Raw genomic sequence first — 15,930 nt, forward strand, 5'->3', positions numbered from 1 at the left:
TCTCGACAATCTCATCCTTCGAGACGCGGCCATAGCAGGCGTAGCCTGCGTAAACTTGGCTACGTGGCCGCTCCTCAGGATGGGGGTTCGAGCCTGAAGCACTCACATCGGCCGGAATGTCATCACATTGCTCGGCACCGCAACGCCGGCCCGGACCTCGCCGACCGACCGGATGATGGTATCGCCGAGCAACTGGGCGAAGCAGGCGTAACCCCAGTCGTTCATGTGGAGCCCGTCCTTGATGACGAAGCTCTCGAACGGCATCTTGTCGTCTTCGTGCCATTGCCGCATCACTTCAAAGCGCGGGAACACGGAAATGCGCTTGAGCCTGGCGACGTCGCTGATCAGCTTCACCATCCTGCTGGCGCCTTCCTTGTTGGCGTTGACCGCAGGCACGTACTGCGGATCGACCAGCACGACATCGGCTCCGGCGGCCTGCATGCGCGACACGCCATCCTCAACGACTGCGGCAACGTTGCCGGTCTCGTGGCGCCTCACGACCATGTTGGTGCCGAATTGCCAGATCACCAGATCGGGATTTTCGGCCAGCACTGTGTCGAGCCGCGCCACCATATCAGGGACTTCCTGACCGCCCTTGCCCAGATTCACCACGGTGATGTGTGCTGTGGGATATTTGCGGCGCAACTGCTCTGCGAGCCGGTTCGGGTAGGTGTAGCTCGGCGATGTCACGCCGTAACCCTCGGTTGACGACGATCCCAGCGCCACGATCTTGACCGGTTCGCCGTGCGCAATCCTGCCCGCGACACGCGGCAACGATCCACCGGCCGCATTGCCTTTGGGGCGAAGGCATGGCGTGCGCACGAGAATGTCGCCGGCCGTTTTGGCGGCGCCCTGCGCGGCTTCGATCGCCTTGGTGGCAACGCCCTTCGCCTGCGCTGACAGGGGCGCGTTCGCCGGCCCGGGGTCGAGCTTCTCCTGGGCGAGAGCCGGTGACGAGACCGGCCCGGCAGCTAAGGTGAAACCGGCAACACACAGCGCCGCGATATATCTTAAACTCAACTCGAACGTCATCAGCGCTGAATCCCAAGCTCCGCTGGATTGATGTGCGCTGCTTCGATCACAAGTTTCGAGAGTGCGCGACCGATACAATCGTGAACGCGTTTTGCCATACCAAGACCGTGAGCCGCGCCGAACAGATCGAAATCGCCGGCCTCGCTCCAATGCCGCATGATATTGAAGCGATCGAACAGCGGGACATTCCATTCCTGCGCAACCACACGCATCGTATCGATATAGGGCGACGCGGACAGCATCGTTTCCATCCGCGGGCTGTATTGCAGGTTCATCAGAATCACGTCGGCGCCTGACTTCTGTAACGCGCCGAGCCCGTCATCGAGCGCGGTCCGGAAATCGTCGGTATCGACAGAACGAATGGCATCCACAGTCCCGGTCTGCCACACGACCAGCGTCGGCTTGATTTTCTCCCCCAGTTCTTGAAGGATTTGACTGACCTCGGCGGTGGACTGCTTGGGGCGAATATCAGTCGTCACGTTAACGGTGATGTTGGGCAGCTTTTCGCGCAGGGCGACGGCGAGCCGTTCCGGATAAGAGGCGCTGGCGCCGTCCGGCCCGCTCAGCGACGACGACCGGCTCCCGACCACCAGGATGTTCAGCGGCTGCCGCGCCTTGACGGCATCGGCAGTCTTGGTCAGCAAGGATTCCGTCGTCAGCAAATAGGCCGGCACCGCGCAGGTCTCCGCGTCCTCACCATGCGCCGGCGCTGTCACCAGCAAGCCCGCGAGAACCAGTGCGCCAAGCACCGCCCTCATGATCCACCTCCCGCGAGGTCGGCATCGGAATAGCCGGCCGCCGCCGTTTTCTTACCCGTCTCAGCCTTGTACCACGAAAACACCCATGCAGCCGCCGACATGATGATAATTCCGGCCATACTGACGGCAAAATGCATCCACGCTCCGCCCAACAATTCGGCCAGAACGAAATGCCCCGCGAAGGCGAGAAACACCCCGATGCAGAAAATCTCCAGTGAGTGCTGGCCGCACAGGATCAGCGGACGCAACCAGGGTGACCGCAATCCCGGCCAGTCCTTCGGCAGGAAACGAACGGTCACCGCAGCCAGGGCAACGAAATGCAGGAAGCGCAGGACGTCGAGATCGGGCTTGTTGATCGGATACATCCAGTTCGCGAGCCAATACGGCACCCAGACACCGAGCCGCGGGATATGCCACGTCAGCGTGACGAAGAACGCGAACGCCAGATACGCGATGCACAGCCACAACGTGATGCGCGACGACAGGATGCGGGCCATCTTGCGGGCGCCGCCGATCGCGCACCAGGCGCCGAACACGAACAGGAGCTGCCAGGCGAATGGATTGAATATCCATGAGCCGTTGGGATAGGCCGGGAGCGAGAAGCCGAACTCCCATGTCAGCGCATACAACATCGCGGACAACGCGAGGGTGAGATCTGCCTTGCGCAACATCGACCACAGGATCAACGGCAGGAAAATCATCAGCACGATATAAAGCGGAAGCACGTCCATATTGACGGGGCGAAACTTGAGCAGCAGCGCCTGCACGATGGTGACGTCCGGCTGCTTGAGAAAATCGAGAATTCCCATTTCTTCCGCGTAAAGCGGGTTCTCGAAGCTGGTGGCGACGTAGGAAATCTCCGCGAGATAGATCGTGAAGAGAAAAACGTGCGCCACATAAATCTGCCAGACGCGCTTGAAAATTCTCGCACTCGCAACGAGGGTGCCTCGCTCAAGCATCGCCCGGCTATAGACGAAAGCAGCCGTATAGCCCGAGATGAAAATGAAAATCTCGGTGGCGTCGCTGAAGCCGTAATTGCGGATCGTGAACCAGGTCAGAATGTTGGGCGGCAGATGGTCGATGAAAATCAGCCACAGCGCCAGACCGCGAAACAGGTCGAGCCGCAGTTCGCGCTCGCCCGACGCAACAGGCAGCGCAACCGTCCTCGTGTCGGCCGAGGCGGCAACCCGTTCCGGCGCTTGGGCAGTCAATGACATTTACAATCGGCGTCGCTTGGACAGGTCGAGAGTTTACGAGACTTCCTTAGGCCCGGCAAATTGCGCGATTTTGTGATCGACGTTCCGGGCTTTCGGTCGGCGGAACCCGTACAACTCCATGCCAGAAGGGAGGACAACCGGGAGGATTGGGCAATCGCCGACGTTTCCGCTATCTTGCCGTTGCGTTGATATCAAGGTTCCGAGCTGTCCGATGTACCGTGCCACCACCCGCCAGATCGAAGTCGTCGTCGAACCGAGCTTCCTGCCGGAACGGTCCTCGGTCGATAAACAGCAGTTCTTCTGGGCCTACACCGTGGCTATCGTCAACAAGGGGCCGGAAACCGTGCAGCTCAAGACACGGCACTGGGTCATTACCGACGGTTCGGGGCGCAGCCAGGAGGTCCGCGGCGAGGGTGTGGTCGGCGAACAGCCGATCCTCGGGCCGGGCGAACAGTTCGAGTACACCAGCGGCGTCCCGCTGCCGACCTCGTCGGGCTTCATGACCGGCCGCTACCAGATGGTGACCGAGGACGGCGAGGCGTTCGAGATCGACATCCCGCTGTTCTCGCTCGACAGCCCGGACGCACGACGCACCCTCAATTAGAGTCGTTATTTTGACGCGTTTTCTTCACGCGAACCGGTATCCACTTCGCTCGAAAACGCTATACGCGCCGTCAGACGCCCGCTTCTTCCGGTGTGAACTCGTAAGACGAACTGCAGAACTCGCAGGTCACCTGCACCTTGCCGTTCTCGACCATGTCGGCGCGATCCTTCTGCTCGAAACTCGCCAGCATTCCGGCGACGGCTTCGCGCGAGCACGAACACTGCGCCCGCATCGGCTGCATCGGAAACACGCGCACGCCGCGCTCATGAAACAGACGGAACAGCAGCCGCTCGCCGGACAGATCAGGATCGATCAGCTCGATATCCTCGATGGTCGCGAACAGCGACTGGCTTTCGGTCCAGGCGTCGTCCTCGGCCACGGTATGCGGTTCGCTGCCTTCCGGCGCATCACCGGGATGCAGATCGGCCTGCCGCGCGCGTTCGGGCGCTTTGGGCAGGAATTGCATCAGCATGCCGCCGCCGCGCCAGCGGTGCTTCGGCCCGTCACCGCCGCGAAACTCCTCGCCGACGGCGAGACGCACCTTGGTCGGAATCTGCTCGGAGCGCAGAAAATATTCGTGCGCCGCGTCTTCGAGGTTGCCGCCCTCGAGCGCGACCAGCCCCTGATAACGGCTCATATCCGGCCCCTGATCCACGGTCATCGCGAGATGGCCGCGACCGAGCAGCGCCGCCGAATCCATGTCCGGTTCGATCCGCGCCGCATCGAAGCGGGCATAGGCACGCAGCCGGTCGGGAGCCGCAAAGTCGACCACCAAGAGCGACACCGGGCCGTCGGTCTGGGTTTGCAGGATGAAACGTCCCTCGAATTTCAGTGACGAGCCGAGCAGCGTGGTCAACACGATGGCCTCGCCGAGCAGCTTGCCGACGGGCGCGGGATAATCGTGCTTGGTCAGGATTTCGTCGAGCGCCGGACCCATTTTGGTCAGGCGTCCGCGCACATCGAGCGCGCTGACCTCGAAGGGAAGAACCGCATCATCGACAGGGATTGCCGAAGGGGCGCGAACAGCAGCTTGATCCGCCATCGGCAGTATTCTCCGTCGTCGACCGATTATCAGTCCGGGAAGCCCACGATCTAGGAACGGAACGCGCCCGGATCAAGGGCTGGTGCCGAGAGTGGGCTATCAGGCCACTTCGCCGAAACACCAGGCCAGCACGCCCTTCTGCGCATGCAGCCGATTTTCAGCCTCGTCGAACACCACCGACTGCGGTCCGTCGATCACCTCGTCGGCGACCTCGTCGCCACGATGGGCGGGCAGGCAGTGCATGAAGATGGCTTCGGGATTGGCGAGCGACATCAGCTTGGCATTGACCTGATAGGGCTTGAGCAAGTTGTGGCGATGCTCGCCCTCCTTGTCGCCCATCGACACCCAGGTATCGGTGACGACGCAATCCACGCCCTTCACCGCCTCTTGCGGATTGGTGCCGATGGTCACCGGCGCATTGCTCGTCTTGATCCAATCCTTCAGCAGCTTGTTCGGCGCCAGTTCCGGCGGTGTCGCGACACGCAGGCTGAAGCCGAAACGCTCCGCCGCATGAGCCCAGGACGCCAGCACATTGTTGTCGTCGCCAACCCATGCCACCGCGCGCCCCTTGATCGGGCCGCGATGCTCCTCGAACGTCATCACGTCCGCCATGACCTGGCAGGGATGCGAACGCCGCGTCAGCCCGTTGATGACCGGCACGGTTGCATGATTGGCAAGCTCCATCAGCGAGTCATGACTGAGAATACGGATCATGATGGCGTCGACATAGCGCGACAGCACGCGCGCGGTATCCGCGATGGTCTCGCCACGGCCGAGCTGCATCTCGGCACCGGTCAGCATGATCGCCTCGCCGCCAAGCTGGCGCATACCGACATCGAACGACACGCGTGTCCGCGTCGACGGTTTCTCGAAAATCATCGCGAGCGTTTTGTTGGCAAGGGAGGCACTCCACTTGCCGCTCTTCAGTACCTTCTTGATCCCGGATGCCGCATCGAGGATTGCGCGCAACTCACTGGTCGGAACTGAGGACAGGTCGAGGAAATGGCGCGGTGTTTTCGACATCACACCGCTTCCCGCTTCGGCAGACCGGCCGACAACTTCGCGCACGCGTTCTCGATCCGGCCGACCGCATCCTCGATCTCCGCCTCGGAGACGATCAGCGGCGGCAGCAGACGCACGACGTTCTCGCCGGCGCCGACGGTCAGCAAATTCTCATCGCGCAGCGCCAGCACGAGATCGTTCGCGGGCACCACTGCCTTGAGACCGATCAGCAGGCCTTCGCCCCGGACTTCGCTCAGGACACCAGGGTGGCGATCGACGATCGACGCCAGCTTCTGCTTCAACAGCAGCGATGCACGTTTCACGTGATCGAAAAATCCCGGCGCCAGCATCACGTCGAGCACCGCGTTCGCGGCAGAGACCGCGAGCGGATTGCCGCCGAACGTCGAGCCATGCGTGCCTGCGGTCATGCCGGACGCAGCCTCGTTGGTGGCAAGGCACGCGCCCATCGGAAATCCACCGCCCAAAGCCTTGGCGAGCGCCATCACATCCGGCGCAACGCCGGTGCGCTGATAAGCGAACAGTTCGCCGGTGCGGCCCATTCCGGACTGCACCTCGTCGAACACCAGCAGCAACTTGTTGTCGTCGCACAGTTCACGCAGCGCCTTGAGGAATGCATTGGTCGGGGACCGCACACCGCCCTCACCCTGCAGCGGCTCGATCAGGATGCCTGCCGTGTGCGGGCCAATCGCCTTTTTCGTCGCTTCAAGATCGCCGAGCGGGACCTGATCGAAACCCTCAACCCGAGGGCCGAAACCTTCGAGATACTTCTCCTGACCACCAGCGGCGAGCGTCGCCAGCGTGCGGCCGTGGAACGCGCCCTCGAAGGTGATGATGCGATAACGCTCCGGGTGCCCCTTGGCAGCCTGATACTTGCGCGTCACCTTGATCGCACATTCCATCGCTTCCGCGCCGGAATTGGCGAAGAACACCTTGTCCGCGAAGCTCGCTTCGCACAGCCGCGCAGCGAGGCGTTCGCCATCCGGGCTGCCGAACAGGTTCGACATGTGCCAGAGCCTGGTCGCCTGCTCCTGCAGCGCCGCCACGAGGTGCGGATGAGCATGGCCGAGCGCATTGACCGCAACGCCGCTGGTAAAATCGAGATAGCGCTTGCCGTTGGTCGCCGTCAGCCAGACACCCTCGCCTTTCTCGAATGAGAGATCGGCCCGGGCGAAAACGGGCATGAGATGCGCAGCGCTGGTGTTGGTCATGGCAACCTGATTGAGCTGGCGGGATCGGCAATGTGAGAGCGCATCTGCGCCATCGGCCTGAAATGCCTGCCCCGGAAACAAAACGTGCCGCCCGAAAAGGCGGCACGTGCAGGTCATTCTATTGGCGTCCCTCTTGCTGTCAACACAGGATCGGACGATTTCTGCCACGGTGACAGCAGCTTGGGCCTGCTCCACACGGCCGATTTCGATCCCTTCGTCTCCCTCGCGTCGACCTGCCGTCAGCCTGGTAGAGGCGATCGGGATGGTGTTGCCGAAGTCGCACAGCAGGCGAATTTGCTTGCTTTCAGCCGGGAACATGTGGACGCGCTGAGTCGGACTCTTGCGCGTGAGTTACGCCATATTGTAGCGTTTGAACCGTTAAGTACGATATCTCGTGCGGCAGTTCTGATCTTCAACGGTCCTGTGTCTGGCGTAAACGCCCGGCCGCTTTGTATGCGGCCGGCGAGGGCTAAGGGATTCTGCCGGCAGGGATTTTCGGCACCCTGAAATCGCGACGCCGCTTCTCCGGAGGCTGGCGCGATAGAAAAGGAAGAGTGCGATGACGGTAATGAGTTGGACCGACGATCGCGTCGAACAATTGAAGAAGCTCTGGGAGGCCGGTTTGTCGGCCAGCCAGATCGCGGCCGAGCTTGGCAACATCACCCGCAATGCGGTTATCGGCAAGGTTCACCGGCTGGGCCTGTCCGGCCGGGCCAAGAGCCCGTCCTCGGCGGCCCCGCGGCAGCGCAAGGTTCGCCCCGCCCAGCACATGATGCGGATCAGCCGCCCGATGTCGCGCGGCAACACCGCCCTCGCCCATGCTTTCGAGATCGAGGCGGAACCAGATCCGGTTGCCTTTGATAACGTGGTGCCGATGAGCCAGCGGCGCACGCTGCTGGAATTGACCGAGGACACCTGTCACTGGCCGATCGGCGATCCGGGCAGCTCGGATTTCTTTTTCTGCGGCGGCAAGTCGCTGTCGAGCCTGCCGTATTGTGCGCATCATTCGCGCGTCGCCTATCAGCCGGCCAGTGATCGCCGGCGCGACCGCCGGCCCGGACCAAGCAAATAATCTGCGAAACGATGTCTGACATGAAAACGCCCCGTCATCGGACGGGGCGTTTTCATGTGTGCGGATGCCCGGCAGATCATCCCGCCTTGGCGAAGCGGTCGTCGAGCGCATAGCCGGCGCCGCGAACAGTGCGGATCGGATCCTGCTCCCGGCCGAGATTGAGCAACTTGCGCAGACGGCCGATATGCACATCCACCGTCCGCTCGTCGATGTAGATATCGCGGCCCCAGACGCCGTCGAGCAATTGTTCGCGGCTGAACACCCGGCCCGGATGCTCGAGGAAAAACTCGAGCAGGCGATACTCGGTCGGGCCGAGATCGATCGGGCGACCCGAGCGCGCAACGCGGCGCTTGTCGCGATCGAGTTCGATGTCACCATAAATCAGGACGGTGGCCAGCCGCTCCGGGCTGGCGCGCCGCAACAAACCTTTCACGCGTGCCAGCAGTTCCGGCACCGAAAACGGCTTGACGATGTAATCGTCGGCGCCAGTGGCGAGGCCGCGAACCCGCTCACTTTCCTCGCCGCGCGCTGTCAGCATGATAATCGGAAGCTGCTGGGTTTCGGGGCGTGCACGCAGGCGGCGACACAGTTCGATTCCCGACAGACCGGGCAGCATCCAGTCCAGCACGATCAGGTCCGGAAGCCGCTCCTTCAATCGCGTATCGGCATCGTCCCCGCGAGCCACCGTCTCGACATCATAACCTTCGGCATCGAGATTGTAGCGAAGCAGCGTCGTCAACGCCTCCTCATCTTCGACGACCAGAATCCGTGCGCTCATATGATATTCCCGATTCAGCCAACCGACGAAGGGTTGGCAAAAGTTGTCATGTCGCCTTTCGGGCGCGGATCGACGATCGGCTGACCTTCGATCATGTAGAACACCGTCTCGGCGATGTTGGTTGCGTGGTCTCCGATCCGCTCAATGTTCTTGGCGCAGAACATCAGGTGAATACAGAGGCCGATGTTCCGCGGGTCTTCCATCATATAAGTCAGAAGCTCGCGGAACAGCGAGGTGCAGATCGCATCGACTTCCTCGTCGCCCTTCCACACCACCATCGCCGCAGGCAAATCGTGCGCAGCATAGGCGTCGAGAACCGATTTCACCTGCGACTGCACGAGCTGGGTCATGTGCTCCAGACCGCGGATCAGCTTGAGCGGGTGGAAGTCGCTGTCGAGCGAGGCCACGCGCTTGGCGATGTTCTTCGACAGATCGCCGATCCGCTCCAGGTCGGTGGCAACCCGCAGCGCACCGACGATCTCCCGCAGGTCCACCGCCATCGGCTGACGCCGCGCGATGGTGAGAACGCCGCGCTCTTCGATCAGATGTTGCAACTTGTCGATCTCGATGTCGGCCGCGGCGACGCGCTTGCTCAGCGCCACATCGCGGCGGATCAGCGAATCCACCGATTCCACGATCTGACGTTCAGCAAGGCCACCCATTTCGGCGACTAGCCGCGTCAGTTCCTGCAAATCGTCGTCGAATGCCTTGGCGGTATGTTCGGTGGCCATGATCCTGATCTCCCCGCGTCTTTCGCGTCAGCCGAAACGGCCGGTGATATAATCCTGGGTTCGGCGGTCGGCCGGCGAAGTAAAGATCTTGTTGGTTTCGTCGAACTCGATCAGTTCGCCGAGATACATGAAGGCGGTGTAATCCGAGCAACGCGCCGCCTGCTGCATGTTGTGAGTGACGATCGCGATCGTGTAGTCCTCTTTCAGTTCGCTGATGAGTTCCTCGATCTTGGCCGTCGAGATCGGATCAAGCGCCGAGCACGGCTCGTCGAACAAAATGACCTCGGGACGCACTGCGACGGTGCGCGCGATGCACAGGCGCTGCTGCTGCCCGCCGGACAGGCTGAGGCCGCTGGCATTGAGCTTGTCCTTGACCTCATTCCACAGCGCGCCACCGCGCAGCGCCTTCTCGACGCGGTCGTCCATCTCCGACTTCGATATCTTTTCGTAGAGCCGCACGCCGAAGGCGATGTTCTCGTAGATCGTCATCGGGAAGGGCGTCGGCTTCTGGAACACCATACCAACCCGCGCACGAAGCAGGTTCAGATCGAGTTTCGGATCGAGAATGTTGGTCTTGTCGAGCATGACCTGACCCTCGGCGCGCTGGCCCGGATACAGATCGTACATCCGATTGAAAATCCGCAGCAACGTCGATTTGCCGCAACCCGACGGTCCGATGAACGCGGTGACCCGGTTGGTTTCGAGCGCCAGATTGATGTTTTTCAGGGCGTGATGCTGGCCGTAATAGAAATTCAGGTTACGGGCGCTGATCTTGGCCGGACCGGCTGGCTTTTTTGCCAGCGGCATGACCGGCGCATGAGACAGCGTCGGGGATGAAGACAGTTCGGTCATTTTGAAGTCCTCTCGGCACTGAGCAGGCGCGCGCCGATATTGAGTGCAAGCACGGTGAGGGTGATCAGCAACGCGCCGGTCCATGCCAATTCCTTCCAGTAGGTGTAGGGGCTCTGGACGAAATTATTGATGGTGACCGGCAGGTTGGCCATCGTCTTGGTCAGATCGAACGAGAAGAACTGGTTGCTCAACGCGGTGAACAATAGCGGCGCGGTTTCACCGGCGACACGCGCGGTGCCGAGCAATACGCCGGTGATGAGGCCGGAGCGCGCAGCGCGATAGGCGATCCGCCGGATCACCAGCGAGCGCGGCAGGCCGAGCGCCGACGCCGCTTCGCGCAACGGATTTGGCACCAGCAGCAGCATGTCCTCGGTGGTTCGCACCACGACAGGAATCACGATCACGGCCAGCGCCAGCGCACCGGCCAGCGCGGAAAACCCGCCCATCGGCACCACGACCGCGCCATAGATAAACAGGCCGATGATGATCGACGGCGCACTCAGCAGAATGTCGTTGATGAAGCGCACCACCGAGGTGAGCTTGTCGTGTCGACCGTATTCGGCAAGGTACGTTCCCGCAAACAGGCCGAGCGGCGCGCCAATGCCGACGCCGATCACCGTCATCACCACCGAGCCGAAGATGGCATTGAGCAAACCGCCTTCGTTGGCGCCGGGTGGTGGCGTCATCTCGGTGAAAATCTGAAGGCTCAGACCCGCAAGGCCGTTGTAGAACAGCGTGAACAGGATCAAAGCCAGCCAGGCGACGCCGAAGGCCGCCGCGCCCACGCAGAGGATACGGATCACGATGTCGGTACGGCGGCGGGAGGCATAAACCGGATTCATGATTTTAGCTCCCCGCCTTGCTCTGCAGCCGCATCAGCATCAGCCGGGCGGCGGCAAGCACGAAGAAGGTCAGGACGAACAGCAACAATCCAAGCAGCATCAGGCCCGACTGGTGCAGACCGTCGCTTTCGGCGAATTCGCTGGCGATCGCCGCAGAGATCGTGGTGCCGGGTGCGAAGATCGACGGCGAGATCCGGAATGAATTGCCGATGATGAAGGTCACCGCCATGGTCTCGCCGAGCGCGCGGCCGAGCGCCAGCATGATGCCGCCGATCACGCCGACGCGGGTATAGGGGATGACGACGTTACGCACGACTTCCCAGGTGGTGCAGCCAACGCCATAAGCCGCTTCCTTCAGAACCGGCGGAACGGTGGCGAAGACATCGCGCGAGATCGCGGTGATGAACGGCAGCACCATGATCGCCAGCACCAGCGATGCGTTGAAAAGGCTGAGATAGGATGGCGGCCCGCCGAAAATCGAGCCAAGCACCGGCACGCCCTCGAACAGATTGATCATCGCCGGCTGGAAAGTATTGGCGAGGAACGGCCCGAGGACGAAGAAGCCCCACATGCCGTAGATGATCGAGGGAATGCCGGCGAGCAGTTCGATCGCGATCCCAATCGGACGGCGCAGCCATTGCGGGCACAGTTCGGTCAGAAAGATCGCGATGCCGAGACCAACCGGGATTGCGATCACCATCGCAATCACCGAGGTCACCAGCGTGCCGTAAACCGGCCCAAGTGCGCCGAGAACCGGAGGATCGGCCGAAGGCGCCCATCGCGCGGTCCACAGGAATGCGAAGCCGTATTCCTTCATTGCCGGCCATGCACCGGCGATCAGGGAGAGAATGATGCCGCCGAGGATCAGCAGAACCGAGAGCGCGGCAATCCGCGTGGTCCAATAGAAAGCCTTGTCGCCGAACTTGAAGGCGCTCAGTGCGCGCGCCCGATCGTAAGGTCCCGCAGCTTCCAATGAAGTCCCCTGAACGGCCAGATCTGCCACGCCACACCCCTTACGATATATCCCGAACCGATATTCGGCCACTCGAAAACCGGCGGGGAATACCCGCCAAAAGAAACGCCGGAGGAAGAATTTTCTTCCTCCGGCGCTGTCTCATCAGCTCTTGATCTCGGACGACCAGGTCTTCTCGATCAGTTTCACGACCGAGTCGGGCATCGGGATGTAGTCGAGTTCTTCGGCCATCTTGCCGCCCTTCTCGAACGCCCATTTGAAGAACTTCACCGCTTCCGCCGAAGCCGCCTTATCGGTCGGCTCCTTGTACATCAGGATGAAGGTCGCAGCGGTGATCGGCCACGAGGTTTCACCCGGCTGGTCGGTGAGGATCACGTAGTAGCCTGGAGCCTTCGACCAGTCGGCGTTGGACGCAGCCGCCTGGAACGCAGCGATGGTCGGCTGCACGGTCTTGCCAGCCTTGTTGACCAGCGCGGTATAGGTCAGCTTGTTCTGCTTGGCATAGGCGTACTCGACATAACCGATCGAGTTCTTGGTCTGACCGATGTTGCCGGCAATGCCTTCGTTGCCCTTGGCGCCGACGCCGACCGGCCATTCAACCGCTGTGCCGGAACCAACCTTGGTCTTCCACTCGGCGTTGGCCTTGGAAAGATAGTCGGTGAAATTAAAGGTGGTACCCGAACCGTCCGAGCGGCGGACCACCGTGATCGCGGTCGACGGCAGCTTCACGTTCGGATTGAGCTTGGCGATGGCCGGATCGTCCCACTTGGTGATCTTGCCAAGATAGATGTCGCCGAGGACCTGACCGGAGAACACCAGTTCGCCCGGCTTGATGCCGTCGAGATTCACAACCGGCACGATCGCACCCATCACCATCGGCCACTGCGCCAGACCTTCCTTGTCCAGCTTGTCGGACTTGAGCGGCGCGTCGGTCGCACCGAACGTCACGGTCTTGGCCAGGATCTGCTTGATGCCGGCGCCCGAGCCGATCGACTGATAGTTCAGGCCGTTACCGGTCTCTTTTTTGTAGGCGTCCGCCCACTTCGAATAGATCGGGAAAGGAAAGGTGGCGCCCGCGCCGGTGATATCGGCGGCAAACGCCGAAGTCGATGCGGCGACCAGGCCGGCAACGACGGCTGCTTTGAGGAAATTCATGGCTGTCTCCATCTGGTGAGCGAAGCGCTGGATGACGCCCGATCGCGCTCACGCCGCCCGTTTAGGTGCGGTCGATGCTGCTTTTATGAGAGTTTAGTGACAGTCAGATGACACGAATAAGAGACTGAAAATACTTCGCTTTCAGCCTTCCACAATCGCCTTCGGCTGGGGAAAACAGGCGGTGAAGGTCGCGCCCTTGCCGGCAACGCTTTCGATGATCAAACGTCCGCCGTGCCGGTTGGCGATATGCTTCACCAGCGCGAGGCCCAGACCGGTGCCGCCTTGTGCACGGCTGTCGCCGACATCGACGCGATAGAACCGCTCCGTCAGGCGCGGCAAATGCTCGGGCGCGATGCCCGGACCAAAGTCGCGCACCGAGAACCGGACTTCGGGCGCGCCCTCAGCGTTCGCGGCGCTGGTCAGCGACACAATCACCCGCCCGCCTGATGCCCCGTATTTGAGCCCGTTCTCCACGAGGTTTTCGAACAGGCGCAGCAACTCTTCACTGTCTCCGGCGATGATCACCGGAGACGCAGGAAGATCGGTTTCGATCGTCACCTGCCGCTCACCCGCCAGCGGCTCCAACCCGTCCACGACCTGGCGCAGAAGCGGAACGACATCGATCTGCGTACTCGGACGAACGTGAGCACTCAGTTCGACCCGCGACAGCGACAACAGATCGTCGATCAACCGCGCCATCCGCGATGCCTGCGCATGCATGATGCCGAGAAAGCGCTCGCGCGCCTTGGCGTCGTCGCGCGCCGGGCCCTGCAAGGTATCGATGAAGCCGGACAGTGCCGCCAGCGGCGTGCGCAGTTCATGGCTGGCATTGGCGACGAAGTCGACGCGCATTTCCTCGACACGACGCAACGGCGTCTGGTCATGAAAGGTCATCAGGAAACAGTTGTCGGCGCCGCCAAACTCTGTCGGCACCGCAACCGGCGTGACAATCAACTCCATCCAGCGTTCGACCGGCCCGCGATCGACGAAGGTCGCGCGCTGGCTTTGGCTGGTTGCGATCGCCTCGCGCAGGGCTGCGATAATCTCGGGCGAGCGCAGGGCGAACAGCGCAAGCTCGTTGCGCCGCAGGGCGGGCGCAAGTTGCGCGGCCGCCGGATTGATATGAAGCACACGGCCGACACGATCGAGCAGCACCGCCGGATCGGGCATGCCGGCGACAATCGACCGGACCGCCGCGCCTTCCACCGATCTCAAATTCGTTTCGCCATCCCGCGTGGCCGCAGCGCGGCTCAGTTGCAGCGGCACCAGAGCCGCGACCGCGATGCACAGGAAGACCAGCAAGGCGCGCGCTGGCGCAACGTCGCCGAGAATCACGAGCGACAGCAGCGAAACGGCCGCCGCCAGCAATACAAGGCCTGAACGCCGCAACCGGTCCGACAACGGCGCTGGAGCCTCATGCGACGAGGGAGCATTGATGACCATGAGACCGTCTATCTCCTGCCTGAGGCCCGATGAAAGCGCGTGCTCGCCGAGGTCAGGGCGATTCCGGCTTCGACCCCTCGTGCAGCGTAACCGGCGCGCCGCGGGCCCGGACGCTGAGAATGATCTCCCGAAGCGTCAACAGAATGACCGAGATTACGAACGGCACAAGATAATACAGGATGCGAAACAGCAGCATTCCCGCCAACAGTTCTTCCTTGTCGAACTGGAAAAGCCCGACCAGCATCGCCGCGTCGAATACGCCGAGACCGCCGGGCGAATGACTGGCAAACCCCAGCAGCGTCGCGGATACGAAGATAACCGCAACAATGACGAAGCCGACATGCGGTTCGTCCGGCACCAGAATGTACATCGCCAGCGCGCAAAAACCGAGGTCGACAATTCCGATCAGGATCTGCAGCAGCGTCAGCGGACCTCCGGGCAGACCGACGGTCCAGTTACCACGACCGACCCGGCGCGGACCGGCCCAGACCCAGACCACATAGGCCACCAGCAGGCAGATGACGCCCAGGGCAGCGAGCCTGTTAAGCCACGCCGGAAGCTGGTCGATCGATGAGGCCGCCTCCGGGTGATAGGCAACACCGAGACCGAGCACAGCGGCATTGCCAAGCCAGAAGGTGAGGCCCGCCAGAAAGCACACTTTTGCGACGTCGATGCCGGTCAGTCCCCAAGCGGAATACACCCGGTAACGCACTGCGCCGCCGGTAAAGACGCTGGCGCCGACATTGTGTCCAATCGAATAGCTGGTAAATCCGGCGAACGCGGCGATGCGGTACGGCACATCAGGTCGGCCGATCGCACGGAGCGCGAACAGATCGTAGAATGTCAGTGTGAAATAGCCCGCCGCGACGCAGAGACCCGCGAGCAGAACGGTCCGCATATCGGTCCCACGCAACGCCTCCAGCAGGTCGTCGAGATCGATATCCTGAAGCATGTGGTAGAGGATGTAACAGGCAACCGCGATGATCGTGACGCTGGTCGCGACGCCGAGCTTGTGCAGGATCTGACTGTCGCGCAGCACCGCGATGGCCCTGCGTAGCGATTCTGGCATTCCATCCTCGAGTTCAGCCAGTTGCGGCTAGGTTTCCTAGCAGACCCGCCGGTCGACGGCGAGAGCACGAACCTTAAATTCCAGCGTTTTCGGTGACTTGGCTTGATGATTTGAAGCCGCTGCCGCGACGT

16 protein-coding genes are annotated in these 15,930 nt (G+C 61.9%); 2 read left to right on the forward strand and 14 right to left on the reverse strand.

Features of this window, described 5'->3' with window-relative positions; all coding sequences use genetic code 11:
• Window positions 1-102: 102 nt before the first annotated feature.
• Genes ASC80_RS14570 through ASC80_RS14580 form a run of 3 tightly spaced genes read right to left on the reverse strand, consistent with a single transcriptional unit; the run spans window position 103 to window position 3,007 of the window.
• Window positions 103-1,032, reverse strand: coding sequence for an SGNH/GDSL hydrolase family protein (locus ASC80_RS14570; RefSeq protein ID WP_082512581.1), 930 nt, complete (start codon window positions 1,030-1,032; stop codon window positions 103-105).
• Complete coding sequence (locus ASC80_RS14575) at window positions 1,032-1,790, reverse strand: SGNH/GDSL hydrolase family protein (protein WP_056298349.1); 759 nt, start codon at window positions 1,788-1,790, stop codon at window positions 1,032-1,034. The genes ASC80_RS14570 and ASC80_RS14575 overlap by 1 nt, the downstream gene beginning before the upstream one ends.
• Window positions 1,787-3,007, reverse strand: coding sequence for an OpgC domain-containing protein (locus ASC80_RS14580; protein WP_056298353.1), 1,221 nt, complete (start codon window positions 3,005-3,007; stop codon window positions 1,787-1,789). The genes ASC80_RS14575 and ASC80_RS14580 overlap by 4 nt, the downstream gene beginning before the upstream one ends.
• Window positions 3,008-3,218: 211 nt before the next feature.
• On the opposite strand from ASC80_RS14580, the gene apaG reads away from it, so the two are divergent.
• Window positions 3,219-3,611 carry a Co2+/Mg2+ efflux facilitator ApaG/CorD gene (apaG, locus tag ASC80_RS14585; protein WP_056298354.1) on the forward strand — a complete coding sequence of 131 codons (393 nt, stop codon included), beginning with the start codon at window positions 3,219-3,221 and terminating at the stop codon, window positions 3,609-3,611.
• Window positions 3,612-3,681: 70 nt separating this feature from the next.
• On the opposite strand, the gene ASC80_RS14590 is transcribed toward apaG, so the two are convergent.
• The 3 genes from ASC80_RS14590 to ASC80_RS14600 all read right to left on the reverse strand — a co-directional run bounded on the left by ASC80_RS14590 (window position 3,682) and on the right by ASC80_RS14600 (window position 6,884).
• A complete protein-coding gene (locus ASC80_RS14590; RefSeq protein WP_056298357.1) occupies window positions 3,682-4,653 on the reverse strand; it encodes an Hsp33 family molecular chaperone in 972 nt (323 codons plus the stop codon).
• 99 nt (window positions 4,654-4,752) lie between these two features.
• Window positions 4,753-5,676 (reverse strand): ornithine carbamoyltransferase, encoded by a 924-nt coding sequence (gene argF, locus ASC80_RS14595; RefSeq protein ID WP_056299009.1) that lies wholly within the window; start codon window positions 5,674-5,676, stop codon window positions 4,753-4,755.
• On the reverse strand, window positions 5,676-6,884 hold the full coding sequence (locus ASC80_RS14600) for an aspartate aminotransferase family protein (RefSeq protein ID WP_056299012.1): 1,209 nt from the start codon (window positions 6,882-6,884) through the stop codon (window positions 5,676-5,678). The genes argF and ASC80_RS14600 overlap by 1 nt, the downstream gene beginning before the upstream one ends.
• A 559-nt stretch (window positions 6,885-7,443) precedes the next feature.
• On the opposite strand from ASC80_RS14600, the gene ASC80_RS14605 reads away from it, so the two are divergent.
• The gene (locus tag ASC80_RS14605) at window positions 7,444-7,956 is read left to right on the forward strand and encodes a GcrA family cell cycle regulator (protein WP_056298358.1); all 513 of its coding nucleotides are present in this window, start codon (window positions 7,444-7,446) and stop codon (window positions 7,954-7,956) included.
• A 76-nt stretch (window positions 7,957-8,032) separates the two neighbouring features.
• Here ASC80_RS14605 and phoB read toward each other — a convergent pair whose 3' ends face one another.
• The 8 genes from phoB to ASC80_RS14645 all read right to left on the reverse strand — a co-directional run bounded on the left by phoB (window position 8,033) and on the right by ASC80_RS14645 (window position 15,799).
• A complete protein-coding gene (gene phoB / locus ASC80_RS14610; protein WP_056298361.1) occupies window positions 8,033-8,734 on the reverse strand; it encodes a phosphate regulon transcriptional regulator PhoB in 702 nt (233 codons plus the stop codon).
• 14 nt (window positions 8,735-8,748) lie between these two features.
• Window positions 8,749-9,465, reverse strand: a complete 717-nt coding sequence (phoU, locus tag ASC80_RS14615; protein ID WP_056298363.1) for a phosphate signaling complex protein PhoU — start codon at window positions 9,463-9,465, stop codon at window positions 8,749-8,751.
• Window positions 9,466-9,492: 27 nt separating this feature from the next.
• On the reverse strand, window positions 9,493-10,317 hold the full coding sequence (pstB, locus tag ASC80_RS14620; RefSeq protein WP_056298366.1) for a phosphate ABC transporter ATP-binding protein PstB: 825 nt from the start codon (window positions 10,315-10,317) through the stop codon (window positions 9,493-9,495).
• Window positions 10,314-11,159 (reverse strand): phosphate ABC transporter permease PstA, encoded by an 846-nt coding sequence (gene pstA / locus ASC80_RS14625; RefSeq protein WP_056298367.1) that lies wholly within the window; start codon window positions 11,157-11,159, stop codon window positions 10,314-10,316. The genes pstB and pstA overlap by 4 nt, the downstream gene beginning before the upstream one ends.
• 4 nt (window positions 11,160-11,163) lie before the next feature.
• Window positions 11,164-12,162, reverse strand: a complete 999-nt coding sequence (gene pstC / locus ASC80_RS14630; RefSeq protein WP_156464397.1) for a phosphate ABC transporter permease subunit PstC — start codon at window positions 12,160-12,162, stop codon at window positions 11,164-11,166.
• A 114-nt stretch (window positions 12,163-12,276) separates the two neighbouring features.
• Window positions 12,277-13,287, reverse strand: a complete 1,011-nt coding sequence (gene pstS, locus ASC80_RS14635) for a phosphate ABC transporter substrate-binding protein PstS (RefSeq protein WP_056299017.1) — start codon at window positions 13,285-13,287, stop codon at window positions 12,277-12,279.
• A 141-nt stretch (window positions 13,288-13,428) separates the two neighbouring features.
• A complete protein-coding gene (locus ASC80_RS14640) occupies window positions 13,429-14,730 on the reverse strand; it encodes an ATP-binding protein (RefSeq protein WP_056298370.1) in 1,302 nt (433 codons plus the stop codon).
• Window positions 14,731-14,782: 52 nt separating this feature from the next.
• A complete protein-coding gene (locus ASC80_RS14645; RefSeq protein WP_056298373.1) occupies window positions 14,783-15,799 on the reverse strand; it encodes a putative bifunctional lysylphosphatidylglycerol flippase/synthetase in 1,017 nt (338 codons plus the stop codon).
• Window positions 15,800-15,930: the final 131 nt, after the last annotated feature.

It is taken from the genome of Afipia sp. Root123D2, assembly GCF_001425835.1.
GTDB lineage: Bacteria > Pseudomonadota > Alphaproteobacteria > Rhizobiales > Xanthobacteraceae > Afipia.